This is a genomic window from Salmonella sp. SJTUF15581 (assembly GCF_043356775.1).
Taxonomy (GTDB): Bacteria; Pseudomonadota; Gammaproteobacteria; order Enterobacterales; family Enterobacteriaceae; genus Salmonella; species Salmonella enterica.
In genome coordinates this window covers 153,447-171,680 of the sequence record NZ_JBEUJY010000006.1, presented here as the reverse complement: position 1 = coordinate 171,680, position 18,234 = coordinate 153,447, and the positions used below count along the sequence as shown (strand labels likewise).

20 protein-coding genes and 1 pseudogene are annotated in these 18,234 nt (G+C 51.3%); 6 read left to right on the top strand and 15 right to left on the bottom strand.

The features are described from left to right. Nucleotides 1–127: 127 nt before the first annotated feature. The 7 genes from tar to flhD all read right to left on the bottom strand — a co-directional run bounded on the left by tar (nt 128) and on the right by flhD (nt 7,430). Nucleotides 128–1,789, bottom strand: a complete 1,662-nt coding sequence (gene tar, locus ABVN36_RS12990; RefSeq protein WP_023137962.1) for a methyl-accepting chemotaxis protein II — start codon at nt 1,787–1,789, stop codon at nt 128–130. Between the two features lie 236 nt (nt 1,790–2,025). Continuing rightward, nucleotides 2,026–2,529 carry a chemotaxis protein CheW gene (gene cheW / locus ABVN36_RS12985; RefSeq protein WP_000147295.1) on the bottom strand — a complete coding sequence of 168 codons (504 nt, stop codon included), beginning with the start codon at nt 2,527–2,529 and terminating at the stop codon, nt 2,026–2,028. Between the two features lie 20 nt (nt 2,530–2,549). After that, complete coding sequence (gene cheA / locus ABVN36_RS12980; RefSeq protein WP_000061307.1) at nt 2,550–4,565, bottom strand: chemotaxis protein CheA; 2,016 nt, start codon at nt 4,563–4,565, stop codon at nt 2,550–2,552. A 4-nt stretch (nt 4,566–4,569) separates the two neighbouring features. Beyond that, nucleotides 4,570–5,499 carry a flagellar motor protein MotB gene (motB, locus tag ABVN36_RS12975; RefSeq protein WP_000795653.1) on the bottom strand — a complete coding sequence of 310 codons (930 nt, stop codon included), beginning with the start codon at nt 5,497–5,499 and terminating at the stop codon, nt 4,570–4,572. Continuing rightward, a complete protein-coding gene (gene motA / locus ABVN36_RS12970) occupies nt 5,496–6,383 on the bottom strand; it encodes a flagellar motor stator protein MotA (RefSeq protein ID WP_000906312.1) in 888 nt (295 codons plus the stop codon). The genes motB and motA overlap by 4 nt, the downstream gene beginning before the upstream one ends. Nucleotides 6,384–6,507: 124 nt before the next feature. Next, nucleotides 6,508–7,092, bottom strand: coding sequence for a flagellar transcriptional regulator FlhC (gene flhC, locus ABVN36_RS12965; RefSeq protein WP_000605987.1), 585 nt, complete (start codon nt 7,090–7,092; stop codon nt 6,508–6,510). Next, on the bottom strand, nt 7,089–7,430 hold the full coding sequence (gene flhD / locus ABVN36_RS12960) for a flagellar transcriptional regulator FlhD (RefSeq protein ID WP_001518146.1): 342 nt from the start codon (nt 7,428–7,430) through the stop codon (nt 7,089–7,091). The genes flhC and flhD overlap by 4 nt, the downstream gene beginning before the upstream one ends. 682 nt (nt 7,431–8,112) lie before the next feature. On the opposite strand from flhD, the gene ABVN36_RS12955 reads away from it, so the two are divergent. Both ABVN36_RS12955 and uspC read left to right on the top strand, forming a co-directional pair. Then, nucleotides 8,113–8,229 (top strand): hypothetical protein, encoded by a 117-nt coding sequence (locus ABVN36_RS12955; protein ID WP_001617301.1) that lies wholly within the window; start codon nt 8,113–8,115, stop codon nt 8,227–8,229. Next, nucleotides 8,226–8,654, top strand: a complete 429-nt coding sequence (gene uspC / locus ABVN36_RS12950; RefSeq protein WP_000122606.1) for a universal stress protein UspC — start codon at nt 8,226–8,228, stop codon at nt 8,652–8,654. The genes ABVN36_RS12955 and uspC overlap by 4 nt, the downstream gene beginning before the upstream one ends. A gap of 17 nt (nt 8,655–8,671) precedes the next feature. Here uspC and otsA read toward each other — a convergent pair whose 3' ends face one another. From otsA to ABVN36_RS12930, 4 genes and pseudogenes are all read right to left on the bottom strand, one after another. Then, nucleotides 8,672–10,093: an alpha,alpha-trehalose-phosphate synthase gene (gene otsA, locus ABVN36_RS12945; protein ID WP_000089042.1), complete on the bottom strand. Its 1,422-nt coding sequence runs from the start codon at nt 10,091–10,093 to the stop codon at nt 8,672–8,674. Next, entirely contained in the window at nt 10,068–10,871 is an 804-nt protein-coding gene (gene otsB, locus ABVN36_RS12940) for a trehalose-phosphatase (RefSeq protein WP_023137963.1), read from the bottom strand. Before otsB ends, otsA begins: the two co-directional genes overlap by 26 nt. A gap of 222 nt (nt 10,872–11,093) precedes the next feature. After that, nucleotides 11,094–11,274 (bottom strand): annotated as a pseudogene (gene araH / locus ABVN36_RS12935) (L-arabinose ABC transporter permease AraH); the annotation flags it as partial. A 111-nt stretch (nt 11,275–11,385) separates the two neighbouring features. After that, on the bottom strand, nt 11,386–11,943 hold the full coding sequence (locus ABVN36_RS12930; RefSeq protein WP_020898904.1) for a DJ-1/PfpI family protein: 558 nt from the start codon (nt 11,941–11,943) through the stop codon (nt 11,386–11,388). A 550-nt stretch (nt 11,944–12,493) separates the two neighbouring features. On the opposite strand from ABVN36_RS12930, the gene ABVN36_RS12925 reads away from it, so the two are divergent. After that, nucleotides 12,494–12,997, top strand: coding sequence for a non-heme ferritin-like protein (locus ABVN36_RS12925; RefSeq protein WP_000741707.1), 504 nt, complete (start codon nt 12,494–12,496; stop codon nt 12,995–12,997). 178 nt (nt 12,998–13,175) lie between these two features. On the opposite strand, the gene ABVN36_RS12920 is transcribed toward ABVN36_RS12925, so the two are convergent. Continuing rightward, nucleotides 13,176–13,814, bottom strand: coding sequence for an RpiB/LacA/LacB family sugar-phosphate isomerase (locus ABVN36_RS12920; protein WP_000684804.1), 639 nt, complete (start codon nt 13,812–13,814; stop codon nt 13,176–13,178). Between the two features lie 255 nt (nt 13,815–14,069). Here ABVN36_RS12920 and ABVN36_RS12915 point away from each other — a divergent pair, with 255 nt between their 5' ends. Both ABVN36_RS12915 and ftnA read left to right on the top strand, forming a co-directional pair. Then, nucleotides 14,070–14,405: a YecR-like lipofamily protein gene (locus ABVN36_RS12915; protein WP_000803229.1), complete on the top strand. Its 336-nt coding sequence runs from the start codon at nt 14,070–14,072 to the stop codon at nt 14,403–14,405. A 239-nt stretch (nt 14,406–14,644) separates the two neighbouring features. Beyond that, nucleotides 14,645–15,142 carry a non-heme ferritin gene (gene ftnA / locus ABVN36_RS12910; RefSeq protein ID WP_000920618.1) on the top strand — a complete coding sequence of 166 codons (498 nt, stop codon included), beginning with the start codon at nt 14,645–14,647 and terminating at the stop codon, nt 15,140–15,142. Between the two features lie 45 nt (nt 15,143–15,187). Here ftnA and ABVN36_RS12905 read toward each other — a convergent pair whose 3' ends face one another. Beyond that, nucleotides 15,188–15,427, bottom strand: coding sequence for a YecH family metal-binding protein (locus tag ABVN36_RS12905; protein WP_000377238.1), 240 nt, complete (start codon nt 15,425–15,427; stop codon nt 15,188–15,190). Nucleotides 15,428–15,653: 226 nt separating this feature from the next. Between ABVN36_RS12905 and tyrP the strand changes: the two genes are divergently transcribed. After that, nucleotides 15,654–16,865: a tyrosine transporter TyrP gene (gene tyrP / locus ABVN36_RS12900; RefSeq protein WP_001562965.1), complete on the top strand. Its 1,212-nt coding sequence runs from the start codon at nt 15,654–15,656 to the stop codon at nt 16,863–16,865. Nucleotides 16,866–16,939: 74 nt separating this feature from the next. On the opposite strand, the gene ABVN36_RS12895 is transcribed toward tyrP, so the two are convergent. Both ABVN36_RS12895 and ABVN36_RS12890 read right to left on the bottom strand, forming a co-directional pair. Further along, on the bottom strand, nt 16,940–17,605 hold the full coding sequence (locus ABVN36_RS12895) for a YecA family protein (RefSeq protein ID WP_000781521.1): 666 nt from the start codon (nt 17,603–17,605) through the stop codon (nt 16,940–16,942). Nucleotides 17,606–17,843: 238 nt separating this feature from the next. Then, a complete protein-coding gene (locus ABVN36_RS12890; protein ID WP_000240837.1) occupies nt 17,844–18,170 on the bottom strand; it encodes a glucose-6-phosphate dehydrogenase in 327 nt (108 codons plus the stop codon). Nucleotides 18,171–18,234: the final 64 nt, after the last annotated feature.

The window sequence follows — 18,234 nt, the reverse complement described above, 5'->3', positions numbered from 1 at the left end:
ACAACGGGCGCGCCCTGCGGCAGCGCCATGCTTCCCGTATTACACATTTTTTGCTTTTATCTATGCGAACCAGACGAAAGGTATCGGCGGGTTCGCAAATTAATCGAGAACCGACAGCGCACGTCGATCAGAAGGTTTCCCAGTTCGCATCATCCCCGGCGGCTAAGGGCCGCGGCGTATTGCCGGACTGAGCGTCCACTGATAAACGCATATCAGGTTTATTTGCCACCAGCGGTCGCGATGCCAGGCGGAAAGCCGATACCGCCTGGGTCAGACGGCTGGCCTGCTCTTCCAGCGCGGCGGCGGCCGCTGCGGATTCCTGAACCAGCGAGGCGTTCTGTTGCGTTACGCGATCCATTTCGGAAACGGCCAAAGCGACCTGATCGATACCCCGGCTTTGCTCATCCGAGGCGGAGGCGATTTCGCCCATGATATCCGTGACGCGCGTAACGGCATTGACGATGTCAGTCATGGTTTCCCCGGCGCTTTCCACCAGCACAGAACCGGTATCGACACGCGAGACGGAATCTTCAATCAACGCTTTTATTTCTTTCGCCGCCTGGGCGCTGCGGCTGGCCAGATTACGCACCTCGCCTGCCACGACCGCAAAACCGCGCCCCTGCTCTCCCGCGCGCGCCGCTTCTACCGCCGCGTTCAGCGCCAGAATGTTAGTCTGGAAGGCAATACCGTCGATAACGCTGATAATGTCAGCGATTTTTTTCGAACTGTCGGCAATTTCGTGCATGGTGTTTACCACGCCGTCGACCACTTTGCCGCCATGACGCGCGGTCTCGGAGGCGCTTTGCGCCAGTTGCGAAGCCTGACGGGCGTTATCGGCGTTTTGCTTCACGGTAGCCGTCAGTTGTTCCATGCTGGCCGCCGTCTCTTCCAGAGCGGATGCCTGCTGTTCGGTACGGGAAGAGAGGTCGGTATTACCGGCGGCAATTTCACTGGTGCCGGAATAAATCGCATCCGAACCTTCACGAACCTGCGTTACGGTGTCAATCAGCGAGCGTTGCATATGTTCAACCGTTCCCGCCAGTTCGCCAATTTCATTACGTCCTGAGACAGTGAGCGTTTTCGTCAGATCGCCGCTGGCAATTTCACGGATATGAGTAATCACTCGCGCTAATGGGTTAAGCAGGGCATGACGAATGCCGAACCAAACCACCATCAAAATCAGCACCAGCACGACCGCAAGCCCCCCCAGTTGCCATTGCGCAAAACGGTAGTCATGAGCGCTTTGATCAAATGTCTGGCGGTACAGGTTTTCGCTCACCCGGGCGTAATTGCCCAGCGCCTCGCCCAACGCGTTTTGCATTCCCTGGGTTGGCTGGGCGAAGTAGGCATCCATATTGCCATTGTCCAGAAACTGAATAAGTTCGGCTAATGCGGCCTGATAGCGCTGATATTTTTCATCGACGTTCGCGCTGGCCTCCGCCATCGCTGGCAATGGCGTCATGTTTTTGAAATTGGCGTAGTGCGCCGCCGCCTGTGCGAGAGTCGTTTTTGCATTCTGGAGTAAATCCGTTTTGGCGCTGCTCTGCTGGTTAGAAGCGTCCATCATCATGCGTGCGGCGGAGCGGCTCAGGTTAATGCGCGTTTGCAGCATTAAGTCCCATGTCGACGTGAGTTCGCTTTGTTGCTGACGTAATTCGTTAGAAATAACAAAACCTTGCTGGTTATGCTGTAATGAAGAAAACAGCAAACCACCGGAAACAAGCTGTAGCAGTGCGAAAACCCCCAGCACCATCATCAGCATTGTGACAACGCGGATACGGTTAAACATAAGGCACCTTCCTGATAACGAGTTATCAACGTTATCGGCACCTGCGGTGATAACTTTACTTTTGCAAAAAGGAAATACGCTGTTCCGGAAGACGATATTGACAATAATAGTGTCGCAGCGGCGATGCCGGCGCAAAATGCAGGGGCTGAGCGCGAGCGATGAACAGGCACTCTCACCGCTGGCGGAAGCATAACGGTGAATATTGCCGGATGGCGCGACGCCATCCGGCAACGTTATTACGCGACGTGTGATGCTGCGATATCCAGCAGCGCCATCTCTTCGCTGTTAAGCAGTTTTTCGATATTCACCAGAATCAGCATACGCTCGCCGAGCGCACCCAATCCCGTCAAATATTCTGTTGACAAGGTCACGGCAAATTCTGGCGCCGGACGGATTTGTTCCGCCGTTAATGACAGTACGTCAGACACACCGTCTACCACTATCCCGACGACGCGTTGCCCCAGATTCAGTACGATCACTACCGTATTGTCATCATACTCAACGTCGCCTTCGCAGAATTTCACGCGCAGATCGACAATGGGGACAATCACGCCGCGCAGGTTAGTCACCCCTTTTATAAAGGCCGGTGTATTGGCGATGCGCGTCACCTGGTCATAGCCACGGATCTCCTGCACTTTCAGGATATCGATGCCGTACTCTTCATTTCCCAGTGTAAACACCAGGAATTCCTGACCTGACGGCTCGCCGGCCAGTTTGCTTACATTACTCATACCGGTCATATTATTCCCTTCTCACTCAATCAGGCGGCTGTGATCGCCATACGTTGTTCGCGGTTTAAACCCTGCAATGCGGAAACATCAACAATCAGCGCGACGCTGCCGTCGCCCAGGATCGTCGCGGCGGAAATCCCCGGTACCTTGCGATAATTGCTTTCCAGATTTTTGACCACCACCTGGTGCTGACCGATGAGCTGATCGACCAGCAGCGCGTAACGGCGTCCCGCGCTTTGCAGGATCACAACAATGCCCTGCGTGGCTTCGGTTTTCGCCCCGTCCACGTCAAACACTTTCCACAATTCGACCAGCGGCAAATACTCGCCGCGAACTTCCAGAACCCGTTCGCCGCCCGCCAGCGGATGAAGATCCTCTTCACGCGGTTGCAGCGACTCCATCACCGCATTCAACGGCAGGATAAAAACTTCCCCCGCCACGCGAACCGACATCCCATCGAGGATGGCCAGCGTCAGCGGCAGCAGAATACGAATCGTGGTGCCGGAGCCTTGTTTTGACTGGATCTCAACGTGACCGCCCATCTCCTGAATGTTACGTTTCACCACATCCATGCCAACGCCGCGACCGGAGACATCCGTGACCTGTTCCGCAGTTGAGAATCCCGGCGCGAAGATCAACATGCCTACTTCATCGTCGGTCATGTTTTCATTCACCGCCATCCCCTGCGACATGGCCTTCGCCAGGATACGCTCACGGTTAAGCCCCGCGCCGTCATCGGTCACTTCAATACAAATATTCCCGCCCTGATGTTCTGCGGAAAGGATCAGATTGCCGACAACATTTTTCCCCGCCTCAAGGCGTTTTTCCGGCATTTCAATCCCGTGGTCGAGACTGTTGCGCACCAGGTGCGTCAGCGGGTCGATAATGCGTTCGATCAGGCTTTTATCAAGTTCAGTGGAGCTCCCCACCAGCGTCAGCTCTACCTGCTTGCCCAGTTTGCCCGCTAAATCGCGTACCAGACGCGGGAAACGGCTGAAGACGTACTCCATAGGCATCATACGAATCGACATCACCGACTCTTGTAAGTCGCGGGCGTTACGTTGTAACTGCCCCATACTGGTAATGAGATCGCCGTGGTTTACCGGGTCCAGCTCGTTAGAACGCTGGGCCAACATTGACTGGGTAATCACTAACTCGCCGACCAGGTTTATGAGCTGATCCACTTTCTCTACCGCCACGCGAATGCTGGTGGACTCGCGTTCACGCGCAGGTTTTTCGCGCCCCGCATGATGTTCATGGGCCGCGCTTTTGGCGGCTGGCGCAACGACTGCCGGAGACGCTACCGGTGCTACCTCGGTTTTCTCTTGCGCTTTTTCAACCGGCGCGGTGACCACTTTTTCAAAAGCGATCTGATCGGCCTCGATGACAAAACAGAGCACCGCGACAATGTCATCTTCCGCGACGCTGCCATCCAGAGTTGCCGACAGTGAATCCGCCCCCTTAACGACATCCGTCAGAGTAGCCAGATTGCCCAACTCTTCTTCAAGCAGATCGACCTCATTGGCTTTCAACCGTGAAAGTACAATGCGCAGTTTACTCTCGTCACGAGGCGATTCGGTTTCGGCTACGCTCTCTTCCTGGATCGCCGCGCTTAGTGCCGCGGTTTCTACGACCGCCGGCGTGGTTTCGCCTTTCGCCTCCAGCGCCAACTGGCGTAGCGCATTGCAGATATATTCGAAGCTTGCGGCATCCGGCTCTTCGGAGTTTTTATAGGCGTCGAGCTGTTCCTGCATAATATCTTTCGTTTCCAAAAACAGGTTGATAATGTCGGTATTGAGCTGCATTTCACCGCGTCGGGCTTCATCCAGCAGGTTTTCCATTAAATGCGTGGTTTCCTGCAGAATAGTGAAGCCGAATGTGCCCGCGCCGCCTTTAATGGAGTGCGCCGCGCGAAAAATGGCGTTCAGTTGTTCAGCGTCCGGGGATTCCGGCACCAAATCCAGCAGATGCTGCTCCATATCAGCCAACAGCTCGTCAGCTTCATCAAAAAATGTCTGATAAAAATCGCTAATATCCATGCTCACGCTATCACCTCGGTTCCGCTTTTGGCGATGTGGGTACGCTTGCCGGCGGGGCTGCCGCAGGCTGTTGTAATACACTTACCGGCTCATTCTGGCTTTCAGCGTTTTCATGCAAAATGGCCTGTTCCGCCTGTTTGTTTAACACCAGCAGGCTTATACGGCGGTTGATGGCGTCATCAGGACCGCGATCGCTCAGCCGCATCGTGGCGGCCATGCCAACCACCCGTAATACTTTTCCGTTATCCAGCCCGCCAGCGACCAGTTCGCGACGCGAGGCATTGGCGCGATCGGCGGATAACTCCCAGTTGCTATAGCCTTTTTCGCCGTTCGCGTAGGGAAAGTCATCGGTATGGCCGGCCAGGCTAATGCGATTAGGTATACCGTTTAACACTGGCGCAATCGCACGCAGGATATCGCGCATATACGGCTCAACTTCGGCGCTGCCGGTTTTAAACATCGGGCGGTTCTGGCTGTCGATAATCTGGATGCGCAACCCCTCCTGAACCAAATCAATTTTCAGATGCGGACGTAACGCGCGCAGTTTGGGATCGGATTCGATCAGTTGATCCAGATCGCCGCGCAGTTTGTTTAACCGACTCTGCTCCATCCGTTTTTTCAGCTCGTCGATATTCGGCTGCTTTTCCACTTCACCCTGCTGTTGGGTGTAATCATCGCCGCCGCCTGGTATCGGGCTCTCGCTATTGGCAATCCGATTCCCCCCCGTTACCGCGGTGGCCAACGGCGTACGAAAATATTCGGCAATCTGAATTAATTCTTTAGGGCTGGAGATGGAAATCAGCCACATCACCAGAAAAAAAGCCATCATCGCCGTCATAAAATCGGCGTAGGCAATTTTCCAGGAACCGTGCGCCCCGCCGCCGTGCGGTTTGTGCCTGCGGCGTTTTACGACGACAATGGGATGAGCCTGATTTTTCATGCTTCCTCAGTCGTCTGCTGCTGGTTTGGGTTTCTCACTGCGCGAACGTGTTCTTCCAACTCAATAAACGATGGACGCTCACTGGAATAAAGCGTTTTACGACCAAATTCCACGGCAATCGGCGGCGCATAGCCGTTCAGATTAGACAGCAGTGTAATTTTTACGCACTGCATCATCTTGGTGGTTTCGGCGCTCTTCTGGCGCAAAACGGTCGCTAACGGTGAAATGAATCCATAAGCCAGTAAAATACCGAGGAACGTACCTACCATGGCATGGGCAATCAGCGCCCCCAACTCCGCTGCCGGACGATCGGCTGAAGCCAGAGCGTGAACCACCCCCATTACCGCCGCGACGATACCAAAGGCAGGCAGCGAATCCCCCACCATCGCCAGACTGTTGGCAGGGACTTCCGCCTCGCTTTCATGGGTTTCAATCTCTTCATCCATCAACGCTTCAATTTCGAACGTATTCATGTTGCCGCTGATGATCAGGCGCAGATAATCGACAATAAAATCAAGCATTACCGCATCGGCCAGAATACGCGGATAACTGGCGAAGATTTCACTCTCTTTCGGATTTTCAATATCGCGTTCAAGGGAGAACATCCCCTGCTGGCGTGATTTGGCCATCAGGCGATAGAGCAACGCCAGCAAATCCATGTACATAGATTTCGTGTATTTCGAACGACGAAATAACAACGGGATCGCTTTCATCGTGCCTTTGATGGCTTTCCCGTTGTTGCCGACAATGAACGCCCCTATCCCCGCGCCGCCAATGATGACCAGTTCAGCAGGTTGATAGAGTGCCCCAAGGTGTCCGCCGGTCATGACATAACCGCCGAAAACTGTACCGATAACCACCAGGTAACCTAATAAGATAAGCACGACATCATCCTTCCGCTGTTGACTATGACAGGATGCGCAGTCGGGCGATTAACGCGAAGGCAAGGCAAAAAAAAGCAGCGGTAATGGCTTACCGCTGCTGGAGTGTTTGTCCACACCGTTTCGGTTAAACAGCCTGTTCGATCTGTTCATCCAGCAGTTGTGGAATAATATCGGCAGCATCTCGGGAAAGTTTACGTCTTTTTACTGCGCGGGATGGCGGCTGGCATAAACTACACGCAAAGCTGCCCACGGGCTGATGCGCATGGGTAATAAAGTTCCCACCGCAGCAGTTACAGCTCGACAATTCAAGCAACCCACTTTCAACAAAACGCACCAGCGTCCATGCGCGAGTCAGCGCCAACAACGGCCCTTCAGGCGGTTGCGGACACTGCTCAAGATAAAGCCGATAAGCTTTAATCACCGCATCCACACCGCTGCATAAGCCGGTCTTCAGTAAAAATTGCCAGGCGTTGCAGAACATGGAGGCATGAATATTTTGCTCCCAGGTCATAAACCAGTCTGTCGAAAATGGCAGCATCCCTTTAGGCGGCGGGCTACCGCGTAATTCTTTGTACAGCCTGATGAGGCGACCACGGCTGAGCTGTGTTTCGCTTTCCAGCATTTGTAGACGAGCGCCAAGATTAATCAACTCCATCGCCAACTGGATATCGCGAGCTTCCTGAACAATGCTTTTTTCACTCATTATCATGCCCTTTTCTTACGCGCCGTATCGTCCACTTCATTGAGCAGACGCGTTGAAAGCATGATACCTGTGTGAATCTGCTGTAAATCATCGACGCGCGAATCCTGAGTCAAACGGGTGATCGTCTGATGATCGTCAAACCGGAAATGACAAACTAACTGGTTCGTCTCCGCCAGTTTGACCATCTGCGGCAGGGTCAACGCGCCCAGTGTGTTTGCCATCTCTTCGTTGATACCGAGGCGGAACATCGCAGATGCTTTGTCCTGGACGATCAAACGCTGTGCAAGGAGTAAATATGACAAATTGATGTCATAAATGTGTTTTAGCAACTCGGATGTATGCATTGTTCCCATCCAGAATAACCAACTTTATTTTTGTGCGACGTAGCCGCACCCCGTGATGTCGCCGGGAAGGCCCGGTAAAAGAAGCAAAAAGGTCAAATGCATAGCAGCGCTCAGACATTGTGGACATTGTGACGTATAACGCAGCTTCCCACTGAGATTCGCCTTACACGTTTACATCAATTTTTACAAATGCCTAAGATTTTTCCTAATTCGACGCAACTCTACTCGTCAGCTTCGTGACATACAACGGAGCGGGACGGCGATTTTAGAAAATATGTGATGCAGATCACATAATTTAACGGAATACTTACGATAAAACCATCAGCATGGCTTTTACTTTGTTTAATTAATAACCTAATGTTCACTTTTTCTATTCCACACTGCTGAATAGGGGTACGTCAACACCAAATTCTTTTTTGTTTCTCTCTGTTAAAATAACACCAGGATAATAGATAACAGGCTATTATTTCTATTTTAGAAACGATTTTATTTTACCTTTAGTAAACAGTGGCTTAAATATTAAACGTTATTAATTAATCTCGTCACAGCATACGCCCTCCGCTGTTAAAAATAAGCTCATTTGATTTAACTTTTAGCTTTCATTGTTCACCCGTTTAAATGAAGCATCCTGGTGGTGTGTAAAAAGTGTCTTATGCCACGATTCTTTACATAAGAATAATTAATGATTAATTATGATGTCCTTCACATTAATGTGGCATTAGCGCATTGCAGAAATGCGATAAACAGAGTAAAGCTAAAGCACAATCTCATATTCTTGCAATCAAGGAGCGAGTTATGAGCTACACCCATATTCTTGTCGCCGTTGCCGTCACCCCGGAAAGTCACCAGCTACTGGCTAAAGCGGTCTCTATCGCCCGCCCTGTTCAGGCGAAAGTAAGCCTGATTACTCTCGCTTCCGATCCTGAACTGTATAACCAGTTCGCCGCGCCCATGATGGAGGATTTACGCGCGGTTATGCATGAGGAAACCGAGAATTTTCTTAAGATGCTGGGGGAAAAGGCGGATTATCCAATTGAACAAACTTTCATCGCATCAGGTGAGTTAAGCCAGCATATTTTGGCTGTGTGCCGCAAACACCATGTTGATCTGGTCATTTGCGGCAACCATAACCACAGTTTCTTTTCGCGCGCGTCCTGCTCGGCAAAAAGTGTCGTCAGCGCCAGTCAGGTAGATGTGTTGCTGGTACCGTTAGCGGGCGACTAGTCGCCGCTCGCGATATTTCAGGCCAGCTTAGGGAACGTCGCCACGTTGTTCTGCTGCTGACGCTCAGGGCTACGCGGCGTGACCTCCTTTAGGTCATGAATAAAACGCTCCTGCCAGCGGTTAATGTCATTTTTAACGATCACGTCCAGCATTTCCGCATGGCGCGAAATACGCTCGGCAAGGGGCATCGTTAACGCACGATTGAGCGCCGCCGCCACGTCATCCCGATCGTAAGGATTGACGATTAACGCCGACGTCAGTTCATTCGCCGCGCCGGCAAACTGTGACAGTACCAGTACGCCAGGATTAGCGGGGTCCTGCGCGGCGACAAACTCTTTCGCCACCAGGTTCATCCCGTCACGCAACGGGGTGACGAGCCCGACGTCTGAATAACGGAATATCTTCATTAACAGTTTACGGTCGAAATGCTGATTCAGATAATAGAGCGGCGTCCAGCCCAATTGTCCATATTTCCCATTAATCCGGCCTGCTTCCGTCTCAAGCTGGTGGCGAATATCCTGATATGCCTGTACTTCGCCGCGTGACGTAGGCGCAATTTGGGTATAACGAATTTTTCCCCGATGCTGCGGGTAGTTTTCCAGTAGTGCTTCATACGCCAGAAAACGTTCCGGCAGCCCTTTCGAATAATCCAGCCGCTCAACGGAAAAAATATTCTTCACATTTTTCAGTTCCGCCTTGAGCTGCGCCAGTTTAGGCGGCAACGGCCCGGCAGCCTGCAGAGCAATCTCATCGGGCTCAATACCGATAGGATACACTTCTGTCTGGAAGTCTTTACCCCACGCGATATGCTGCTTGCCACTGCGAGTCGTGACTCGCGTTTGACTCGAAAGGCTATCCAGAAAAGCCAGGCGATCATTTTCGGTCTGGAACCCTAGCAGATCAAAGTCACACAACTGCTCCAGCAGTTCATCATGCGGCGGTAAAGCGTTAAAAATCTCCGGGGTCGGGAATGGAATATGCAGGAAAAAACCAATTCGGTTGTTCACGCCGCGTTTACGCAGTTCGCTGGCGAACGGTAACAGGTGGTAGTCATGCACCCAAATGATGTCGTTCTCTTTAATGAGGGGCAATAACTTATCCGCTAATAACGCATTCACCCGCATATAGCCTTCCCATGCAGGACGCTGAAACTGTACCAGGTCCAGACGATAGTGGAACGCAGGCCAGAGAACCGCATTGGAAAATTGACAGTAATAATCTTCGTAGTCTTGTTCACTCAGGTTAAACGATGCCCAGGTAATATTACCTTTTGTCACCTTTTTTAATGGCTCATCCTCGTTACCTGTCTCGCCACTCCAGCCGAACCACAACCCGCCAGCCGCTTTTAGCGCGCCAAGCACGCCAACGGCGAGGCCGCCGGCGCCGCCTTTATTATCCGGGGGGGCAATTCGATTAGATACTACGACTAAACGACTCATAGCCATCTCTCCTGTTATTCATTACTTGTTGTTCTTGTTGTGGATAATTGATTTGTTCCAGCCAGCGCCAGACATCGGGTACGCTTTCCAGCCGCCATGCCGCCTGGGTTGCCCCGACGCCCACTTTTACGGAAATTCCGCCAGCGTGATTCACCACGCTAAAGCCAGCCTCATCGGTCAAATCGTCGCCCACAAAAACGGGAATCCGTCCCGCAAAGGGCGCCTCCTGCATAAAGGCGGCAATGGCTTCGCCTTTATTGGTTCCCTTAGGTTTGATTTCCACAACACATTTACCAGGCTGCAACGCCAGTTGCGGCCAGTGCTGCGTAACGTGTTGCGCAAGCGCCAACAGCGCCGCTTCATGTTCCGGAGCCTGACGGTAGTGCAGCGCAAACGCCATCCCCTTCGTCTCCAGCTCCGTTCCGGGCAGCGCTACAAGCGTCGAACGTAATAACGCCTCCACCTCACGGACTACCGCTTCAGGAAGGCGCACGATATGGGTTTTACCATTGATGTCACGACGCTCTGCCCCGTGAACGCCAGCGAGCGGAAAGCGAAAAGGCTTCGCCAAAGCATCCAGCTCAGTCATTGAACGCCCTGAAATCAATGCCAGTGCCCCTGCGTTGTGCGCCGCGAGACGGTCTAACAACTGAAGGATTTTATGCGGTACCACTACCTGATCGGGATGAGGCTTTATCTCTGCCAATGTGCCATCAAGGTCAAAAAAATACGCATAGTTCGCAGTGAGTTCGGGGGATACGGTTAACGGTTCTGCCACCCTGGTCTCCTCCTTATCATCATATTGAGACTCACAAACGGTCTCATTAGTCATGTAAGTATAGACAGTGTGACGCTGCTCGCCATTTAGAAAGACCATCGCCAGCCGGGGTAGCGGCTGGCGATGACGTGAAGCTATACTGTTTAGTTGAGTGTTAATTCATCAAATCGTACGCTTCGCTTTTTGCTTATAATGGTCGAAGATAACTGCTGCCAGAAGGATTCAGCCGCGAACCACGTACTGTGCAAAAGGTGAAATGTTGAACAGGTTCATCGCGTTCTCCACCGTTCCTGATATCAGTACGCTCGCCACCACATATGAGACTTTTCCGAGGCCGCCTTTCAGGAATACCCCCTAAGACACACGCAGAAATAACGATTAACTCATAACCCAGGGAAGTCATTGACCAGCATGACATAACCCAGAGCGAATTCATCAGCCAAAAGGCAGGAAAGCCAGCACATTAATCCATAACATCAGCCAGCTAATCCTTATGGCCCTGGGTGAATAACGATTACCAGGGATAATAGATATGTTCAGCCTGTTCGCGAACCGGCGCATCGTCTCCCAGCAGTCTGGCGGAAAGGGTTAGCGCGAAATCAAAGACATGACCCAAGCCTTTACCGCTAATTAAATTACCATCTTCAACAACGGGCGCATCCACATAGACACCTTCCGGAACCGCTTTCCACAGGTCGCCGGAACAGACATAACGACGCCCCTTCAGCAATCCGTGAGCACCCAGCACCCTTGCCGCCGCGGAACAGATAGGACAAATTAATTTGCCTGCCGCATCATGACGCGCAACGAAAGCGATCACCGCCGGATTAGCCGCCAGATTAGCGCTCCCCTGCGGACCGCCCGGCAGCACTACCGCATCGAAAAGCGCCTGCTGGCGTTCACTCAGCGTGCTGTCCGCAACCACAGGAATATCATGGTAACTCACCACCGCCCGTGATTCAGCACACGCCAGCGTTTCGACGTCGATATGCAAACGTCGCAGAATATCAAGAGTAACAATGGCCTCTGCTTCTTCAAATCCTGGTGCCAACAGCACCGCGACCTTTTTCATTGACTGCTCCTTGTTAACGAGTCACCCATCAAAACTGCGCTCAACCGAATAACGTGCTCGTATGATTAATGACATTAAAAATGATCTACCGCAAAATCGGCTAGTTTATAAAAACAGGCATATTTGCTCTCAACCGTTTATGCGTGTGATATCCAGACTGACTAATGTTTATTTTATTGAAATTACCATACTTGAAAGGCTCACCTCATGATCTGAAACAATGTTTCATAAATCAGAAAACCATATAATATCGTTTAACTTTCAAACGGTTGCAATTTCTCCACACTCAAAATCATTACACCTGAAAAAATCACACCGCTGAAAATGTAAAAAAAGATAAACAATTGCATTTAAGGATTTTCTTATTTTTATTGACGCGCTATTCTCATTACCGATCGATAAACAGGAAATGAGATCGCATAAGGGACTGGCGGAACGGAGTTCTTCTGCTAAGAGTATTTATTGTGCATAGAGGTAAGAATGTGACAACGGCCCGTTGCATTCTCGTCTGTCATGCACATCAACACTTTCTGGAAATAAGGATATTGTTATGGCAGCTGTAGGAATGGTTCAAAAGCTCAACACGCCAATGAACCTTGAGTTTTACGCATCAAATCTTTACCTCCATCTAAGCGAATGGTGTTCTGAACACAGTTTAACAGGCACCGCCACCTTTCTTCGTACCCAGGCGCAAGGCAACGTGACGCAAATGATGCGCATGTTTAATTTTATGAAAAACGCCGGCGCCACCCCTATCGTTAAAGCCATTGACGTTCCGGGTGAAGAGCTCTGCTCTCTGGAAGAATTGTTCCAGAAAACCCTGGAGGATTATCAGCAACGCGCCAGCACGCTGTCGCGTCTGGCAGATGAAGCGAAAGCGCTGAATGATGCCTCAACGCTTGATTTTCTCCATACCCTGGAAAAAGAGCAGCAGCAGGATGGCGTACTTTTACAAACTATTCTCGAAGAAGTTCGCAGCGCTAAACGAGCAGGGCTATGCCTGGCGCAAACCGATCAGCATCTCCTTAACGTCGTGACCTATCAGCATCACTGATAGCGGCACCCCGAGCGACAATATTGAGACGTTATGAGCCGGATAGCAACGCGAAGCAGCTTATCCGGCCTACACCGTTTCTGATCTGTTTGCCAGAGGTGGCGCCTGTCGCTACTGGCGTATTATCGGCACATCATGCCAGCCGACAGGCGCGAAACGCCTCTGTCTTGTCCGGGCATTACCCCAGCATCTCACGTACAAACGCTTCTATTTCTTTATTCTGGCCGTTTTCAAACAAACATTGCTGGAAACGCGGCCCTGAAACCGCCGTTTTAACCAGTTCAGGATCGATAGCCCGTAGTGTATCCAGATAATTCTCTTTGACGACCGCGGCCTTAACCTGGTTCAAAATGCCCGCATTGCGTACCTGCGGCGCTTTGCGCTCAGGCGGATACCCCTCGCCTTTACGCCCGGTAAACGCTTTTTCAAAGATGAAACGCACGTTCAGCTCAGCGCCCCAGCCAAAGCCTTTCGCAAATGGCAGGGACAACGCATTGCCGTTGTTGATCTGCGCAAACAGAAAAGCATCTGCCGGATCGATGCAATAGCCACAAATGACACCTGGATGAATATTTAACGACATCAGCGCGCCCTGACCGGTGCCACAGCCAGTAACCACAAAATCAACCGCGTTTGCATTAAGCAGAATACTCGCCATGATGCCTAAATGAATGTACGTCAGGTGATGGTCATTTTCGTCGCACATGCCGACGTTAAAAACGGGAAATCCCTTTTCATTGGCGACGGCGCTAAGTTCGTTATAAATGATGGCATTTTTGCTGGCCTGGCTATTTTCCATCATCAGTGCAATTTTCATCGTGTTCCTCCTGAATGCAGACGGTCGCGTCTGCGTAAATCATGACGTTTTGCCCACACTACACATTTGCGAACACGCATTCAAATTTAATGAAACCAAGTTTCATTAAATGAAGGGACGCTCACACATTTTCTGTTCCCGCTGTAAACCTCCTGCCGTTACCTTTAATCAAGGCGAATCCGTAAGTTATTCCAGCCATTGACGGTGCAAGACACGAGGTAGCATGGTCTGATACCGAACTGTCGGAGCGATTTTATGAAGCCTCTTATTTTTACTCTTTCACTGCTAGCCCTGACGGGATGCACCATTACTCGACAAGCGCAGGTCAGCGAAGCCAGCCCGATAAGCGGCATCGTGCGCCTGACGTATAACCAGCCGCTGTTTTTTACTTCACGGACAGATGACTATGTATCTCACGGGACCGCAACACGCGAATGCCAGCAGATGGGCTATGCCGATGCCGTTTCGTTTGGTCAGCCAGTAGGAACCTGTAGCATTTATGCGGGCTCGTTGTGTCTGAACACCCGATTTACCCTCTCCTGGCAGTGCCGGGGCGTTGCCGTCCCGCAAATCATGCCGCTTTATTATTAAGGCGGCTGGCTTAACGCCGACACCATGTACAATAGAGGAGAGTGCAGGGTCGCTATTGCCAGCATGAAGGTGCTGGCTTTCCTTTATTTTTATACGCTATACACTGGCGTTAATGCGTTTTATTCCCATTCGTATTTTTAATAATTAAATTTAATATTTTACCTTTTGCAAATAATAAAATAACAAATTATAGTGGCGCCACATTACTGTATATCTTTTGCTATTTGTGGAGCGGAACCATGCTGAAAACAGAAATGATCGACAAACTGAATGAGCAAATGAATCTGGAGTTGTATTCCTCCCTGCTCTATCAACAAATGAGCGCGTGGTGCAGCTATCACAGCTTTGAAGGCGCGGCCGCATTTCTTCGTCGCCATGCGCAAGAAGAGATGACGCATATGCAGCGCCTGTTTGACTACCTTACCGATACCGGAAGCCTGCCGCGCATTAATACCGTTTCTTCGCCCTTCGCTGAGTACACCTCACTGGATGAGCTGTTCCGCGCGACCTATGAGCATGAGCAGATTATTACGCAAAAAATTAATGAACTGGCTCATGCCGCAATGACCAGCCAGGATTATCCGACATTTAATTTCTTGCAGTGGTATGTGGCCGAGCAGCATGAAGAAGAAAAATTATTCAAATCTATTATTGATAAATTAACGCTGGCGGGAAAAAGCGGCGAAGGGCTTTATTTCATTGATAAAGAACTCTCCACCCTGGATACGCAAAATTAATCCAGCAAGTCCTTACACGGTGAGACGCGCTCTCACCGTGGCGTATTAATGGCGGCAGATTTTACTCTCATGCGTTGAAAAACCGTCCTCCACGGCAATAAACTTTCCTTTCGCCGCCAGAAACGCGACCAGTTCCGCCGCCGTCATATCTGACGCTGAACAGGTGTGAAATCGTGCCCGCTCGCCAAAGCGCGCTTTTATTGCCGCCTCCAGCGAGGTATGCGTGTACTGCTCGCCAGACTCAATCATCATGTTGAGTACTTCGTGACCGTGAATGGAATCCATAACCCCTCCTGAATAAAACTCGTAGCCTAATGTGTCCGTGTGCGAGCGACTTTGCGCTAGCGCAGGTTTGCGGCGGTTGTCTGCGTCTCCTCCCATATTCGCTTTTACGCCCGGAACTGTAAATTTTACAGTACACCCATTGTAACGACCATTTGACGAAAATAGCGTAATGCCTTACCCTGCGCCGCGGATATCACCGTTCTTTGTTACCGGGGTAGTAGAAAGCGTGAAAAACAGAACTCTGGGCAGTATTTTTATCGTGGCAGGCACCACTATCGGCGCCGGGATGCTGGCAATGCCGCTGGCAGCGGCTGGCGTTGGTTTCAGCGTCACGCTGGGATTGTTGATTGGCCTGTGGGCGCTGATGTGTTATACCGCGCTACTATTACTGGAGGTATATCAACACGTTCCGGCGGATACCGGGCTGGGCTCGTTGGCAAAACGCTATCTTGGACGTTACGGACAGTGGCTTACGGGATTCAGTATGATGTTCTTAATGTATGCGCTCACCGCCGCCTACATTTCCGGAGCCGGAGAATTACTGGCATCCAGTATTAATAACTGGCTTGGCGCCACGCTCTCGCCCGCTGCCGGAGTACTGCTGTTCACCTTTGTTGCCGGTGGGGTGGTGTGTGTGGGCACCTCGCTGGTCGACCTTTTTAACCGCTTCCTGTTTAGCGCAAAGATCATTTTTCTGGTCATCATGCTTGCGTTGCTCACGCCACATATTCATAAAGTAAATCTTCTTACGCTTCCTTTACAGCAGGGGCTGGCGTTATCCGCCATACCGGTCATTTTCACCTCGTTTGGTTTTCACGGAAGCGTACCGAGTATTGTGAGTTATATGAACGGCAACATTCGCCGGCTGCGTTGGGTCTTTATGACGGGTAGCGCCATTCCGCTAGTGGCCTATATTTTTTGGCAGCTCGCCACGCTGGGAAGTATCGACTCGCCGACATTCAGAGGGCTACTGGCCAGCCATGCCGGGTTAAATGGCTTGCTGCAGGCGCTCAGAGAAGTGGTCGCTTCGCCACATGTCGAACTGGCGGTCCACCTGTTCGCCGATCTGGCGCTGGCGACCTCTTTTCTGGGCGTAGCGCTAGGATTATTTGATTACCTGGCCGATCTCTTCCAGCGCCGCAGTACGGTGTCCGGACGCCTGCAAACCGGGCTGATTACCTTTCTGCCGCCGCTGGCGTTTGCGCTTTTCTACCCACGCGGATTTGTGATGGCATTAGGCTATGCCGGCGTAGCGCTGGCAGTGCTGGCACTGCTCATCCCTGCCATGCTGGTCTGGCAATGCCGTAAACAGAGCCCTCAGGCGGGATATCGTGTGGCAGGCGGCACGCCAGCGCTGGCGCTGGTGTTTATCTGCGGCATTGTCGTGATTGGCGTCCAGTTTTCGATCGCATTGGGGTTCCTGCCCGATCCAGGTTAACGCCAGGCAAAGATTACCGGGCCCGGACGCCGTCCAGGCTCGATAATCATCACGCTATGGCCGTTTACGAGCCATTAATGCAGGCAGCACTGCTTAAATTTTTTGCCGCTCCCGCATGGACAAGGATCGTTACGCCCCACTTTCACCTCTGCTTTTATCGGCATCTGTAGCGGCGTCGTGTGCGGATGCGCCATCCACCAGGCATGCAGCTCAAGCGCCGCGATACGGATAGCATCAACGCTTTTATCGAACGCTTCCGGGCTCATTTTATCCAACAGCGCAAAGTTTTCTTCCGTGCCGTGTAAGGCAATCGCTTCCAGCGCCGGTTTTAGCGTATCCGGCAAGTCAGACCAGTCGGACAGCGACACTCCGCGCATGTAACCAAAGCACCATTCTTCAACAATCGTTAATTCATGGCCATCAACTTCTCGCAGGCCAAACAGCGGCTCGAACTGTTCTGGATAGTCTTCAAGCCGGGCGGCTGTGTCCGCCATGTGCTGGAACACCAGATCCATAAATCGCGTCATTTCTTTTTCAGATGTCCAGCGCGGTACGTACGCGGGCCCCCCCCATATCGCGACCAGCCACTGTTCCGGCTCGATGGGACGCGGAGAACTTAGTACCGCAGTAATCAGACCGTCCAGCTCCGCGACATCCAAAATGGCCTGATCGGTATTGTATTTCGTCAGCACATCATCCAGCCATTCCAGCTCGTTCTCGTTTAATGGTTCCATTTTCATAACGCTTTTCCTCAGTGATAACTTCCGCCTGTAGGCCTCTTACATTGCAGCGGATAAAAATAATTTTTTTGCAGGCAGTTTGGATGGCAACCATCAGGGGCCAGATTAACACGAAATGAGGAGGATTCCGGAAGTTAACGCACAAAAGGAGGATCAGGGCGCAGATTTTCCGCCGGGAAGCGCTCGCCCCACACAAAAGCGAGAGATAGGTTTCTCGCTATATTATACTCATGCTAACTTATACCACCGCCGCGGACAGATAAAACCGCCCTCTCAAATAGAGCTTATTTTCAGTAAAAAAGTGTTTAATGAGTTCGTCTACCGCTTCTCTGTCAGCAGAAAAGGTTATTTCCATAAACAGCGTATCGTACCCTATTTTGATATTTTTTTTCTTACAGTAAACACGGATCTCATCCTGCACACTCAGCAACGGCAGGCTAAATGTGTATAGCGGTTGCGGTTCTTTTTTCGCCGCTTTCTCAAAAACTTTAGTGACCAGATCCCCAAGATCGCGCTCCGACCGGGCACCGTTATTAAAATGCAATAAATTACGTCTTTTTACCACCCAGCCTCCAGCCAGATACCGCCAACAATAACTCTCACTTCAATGTGTGAGGCAGATAATCACA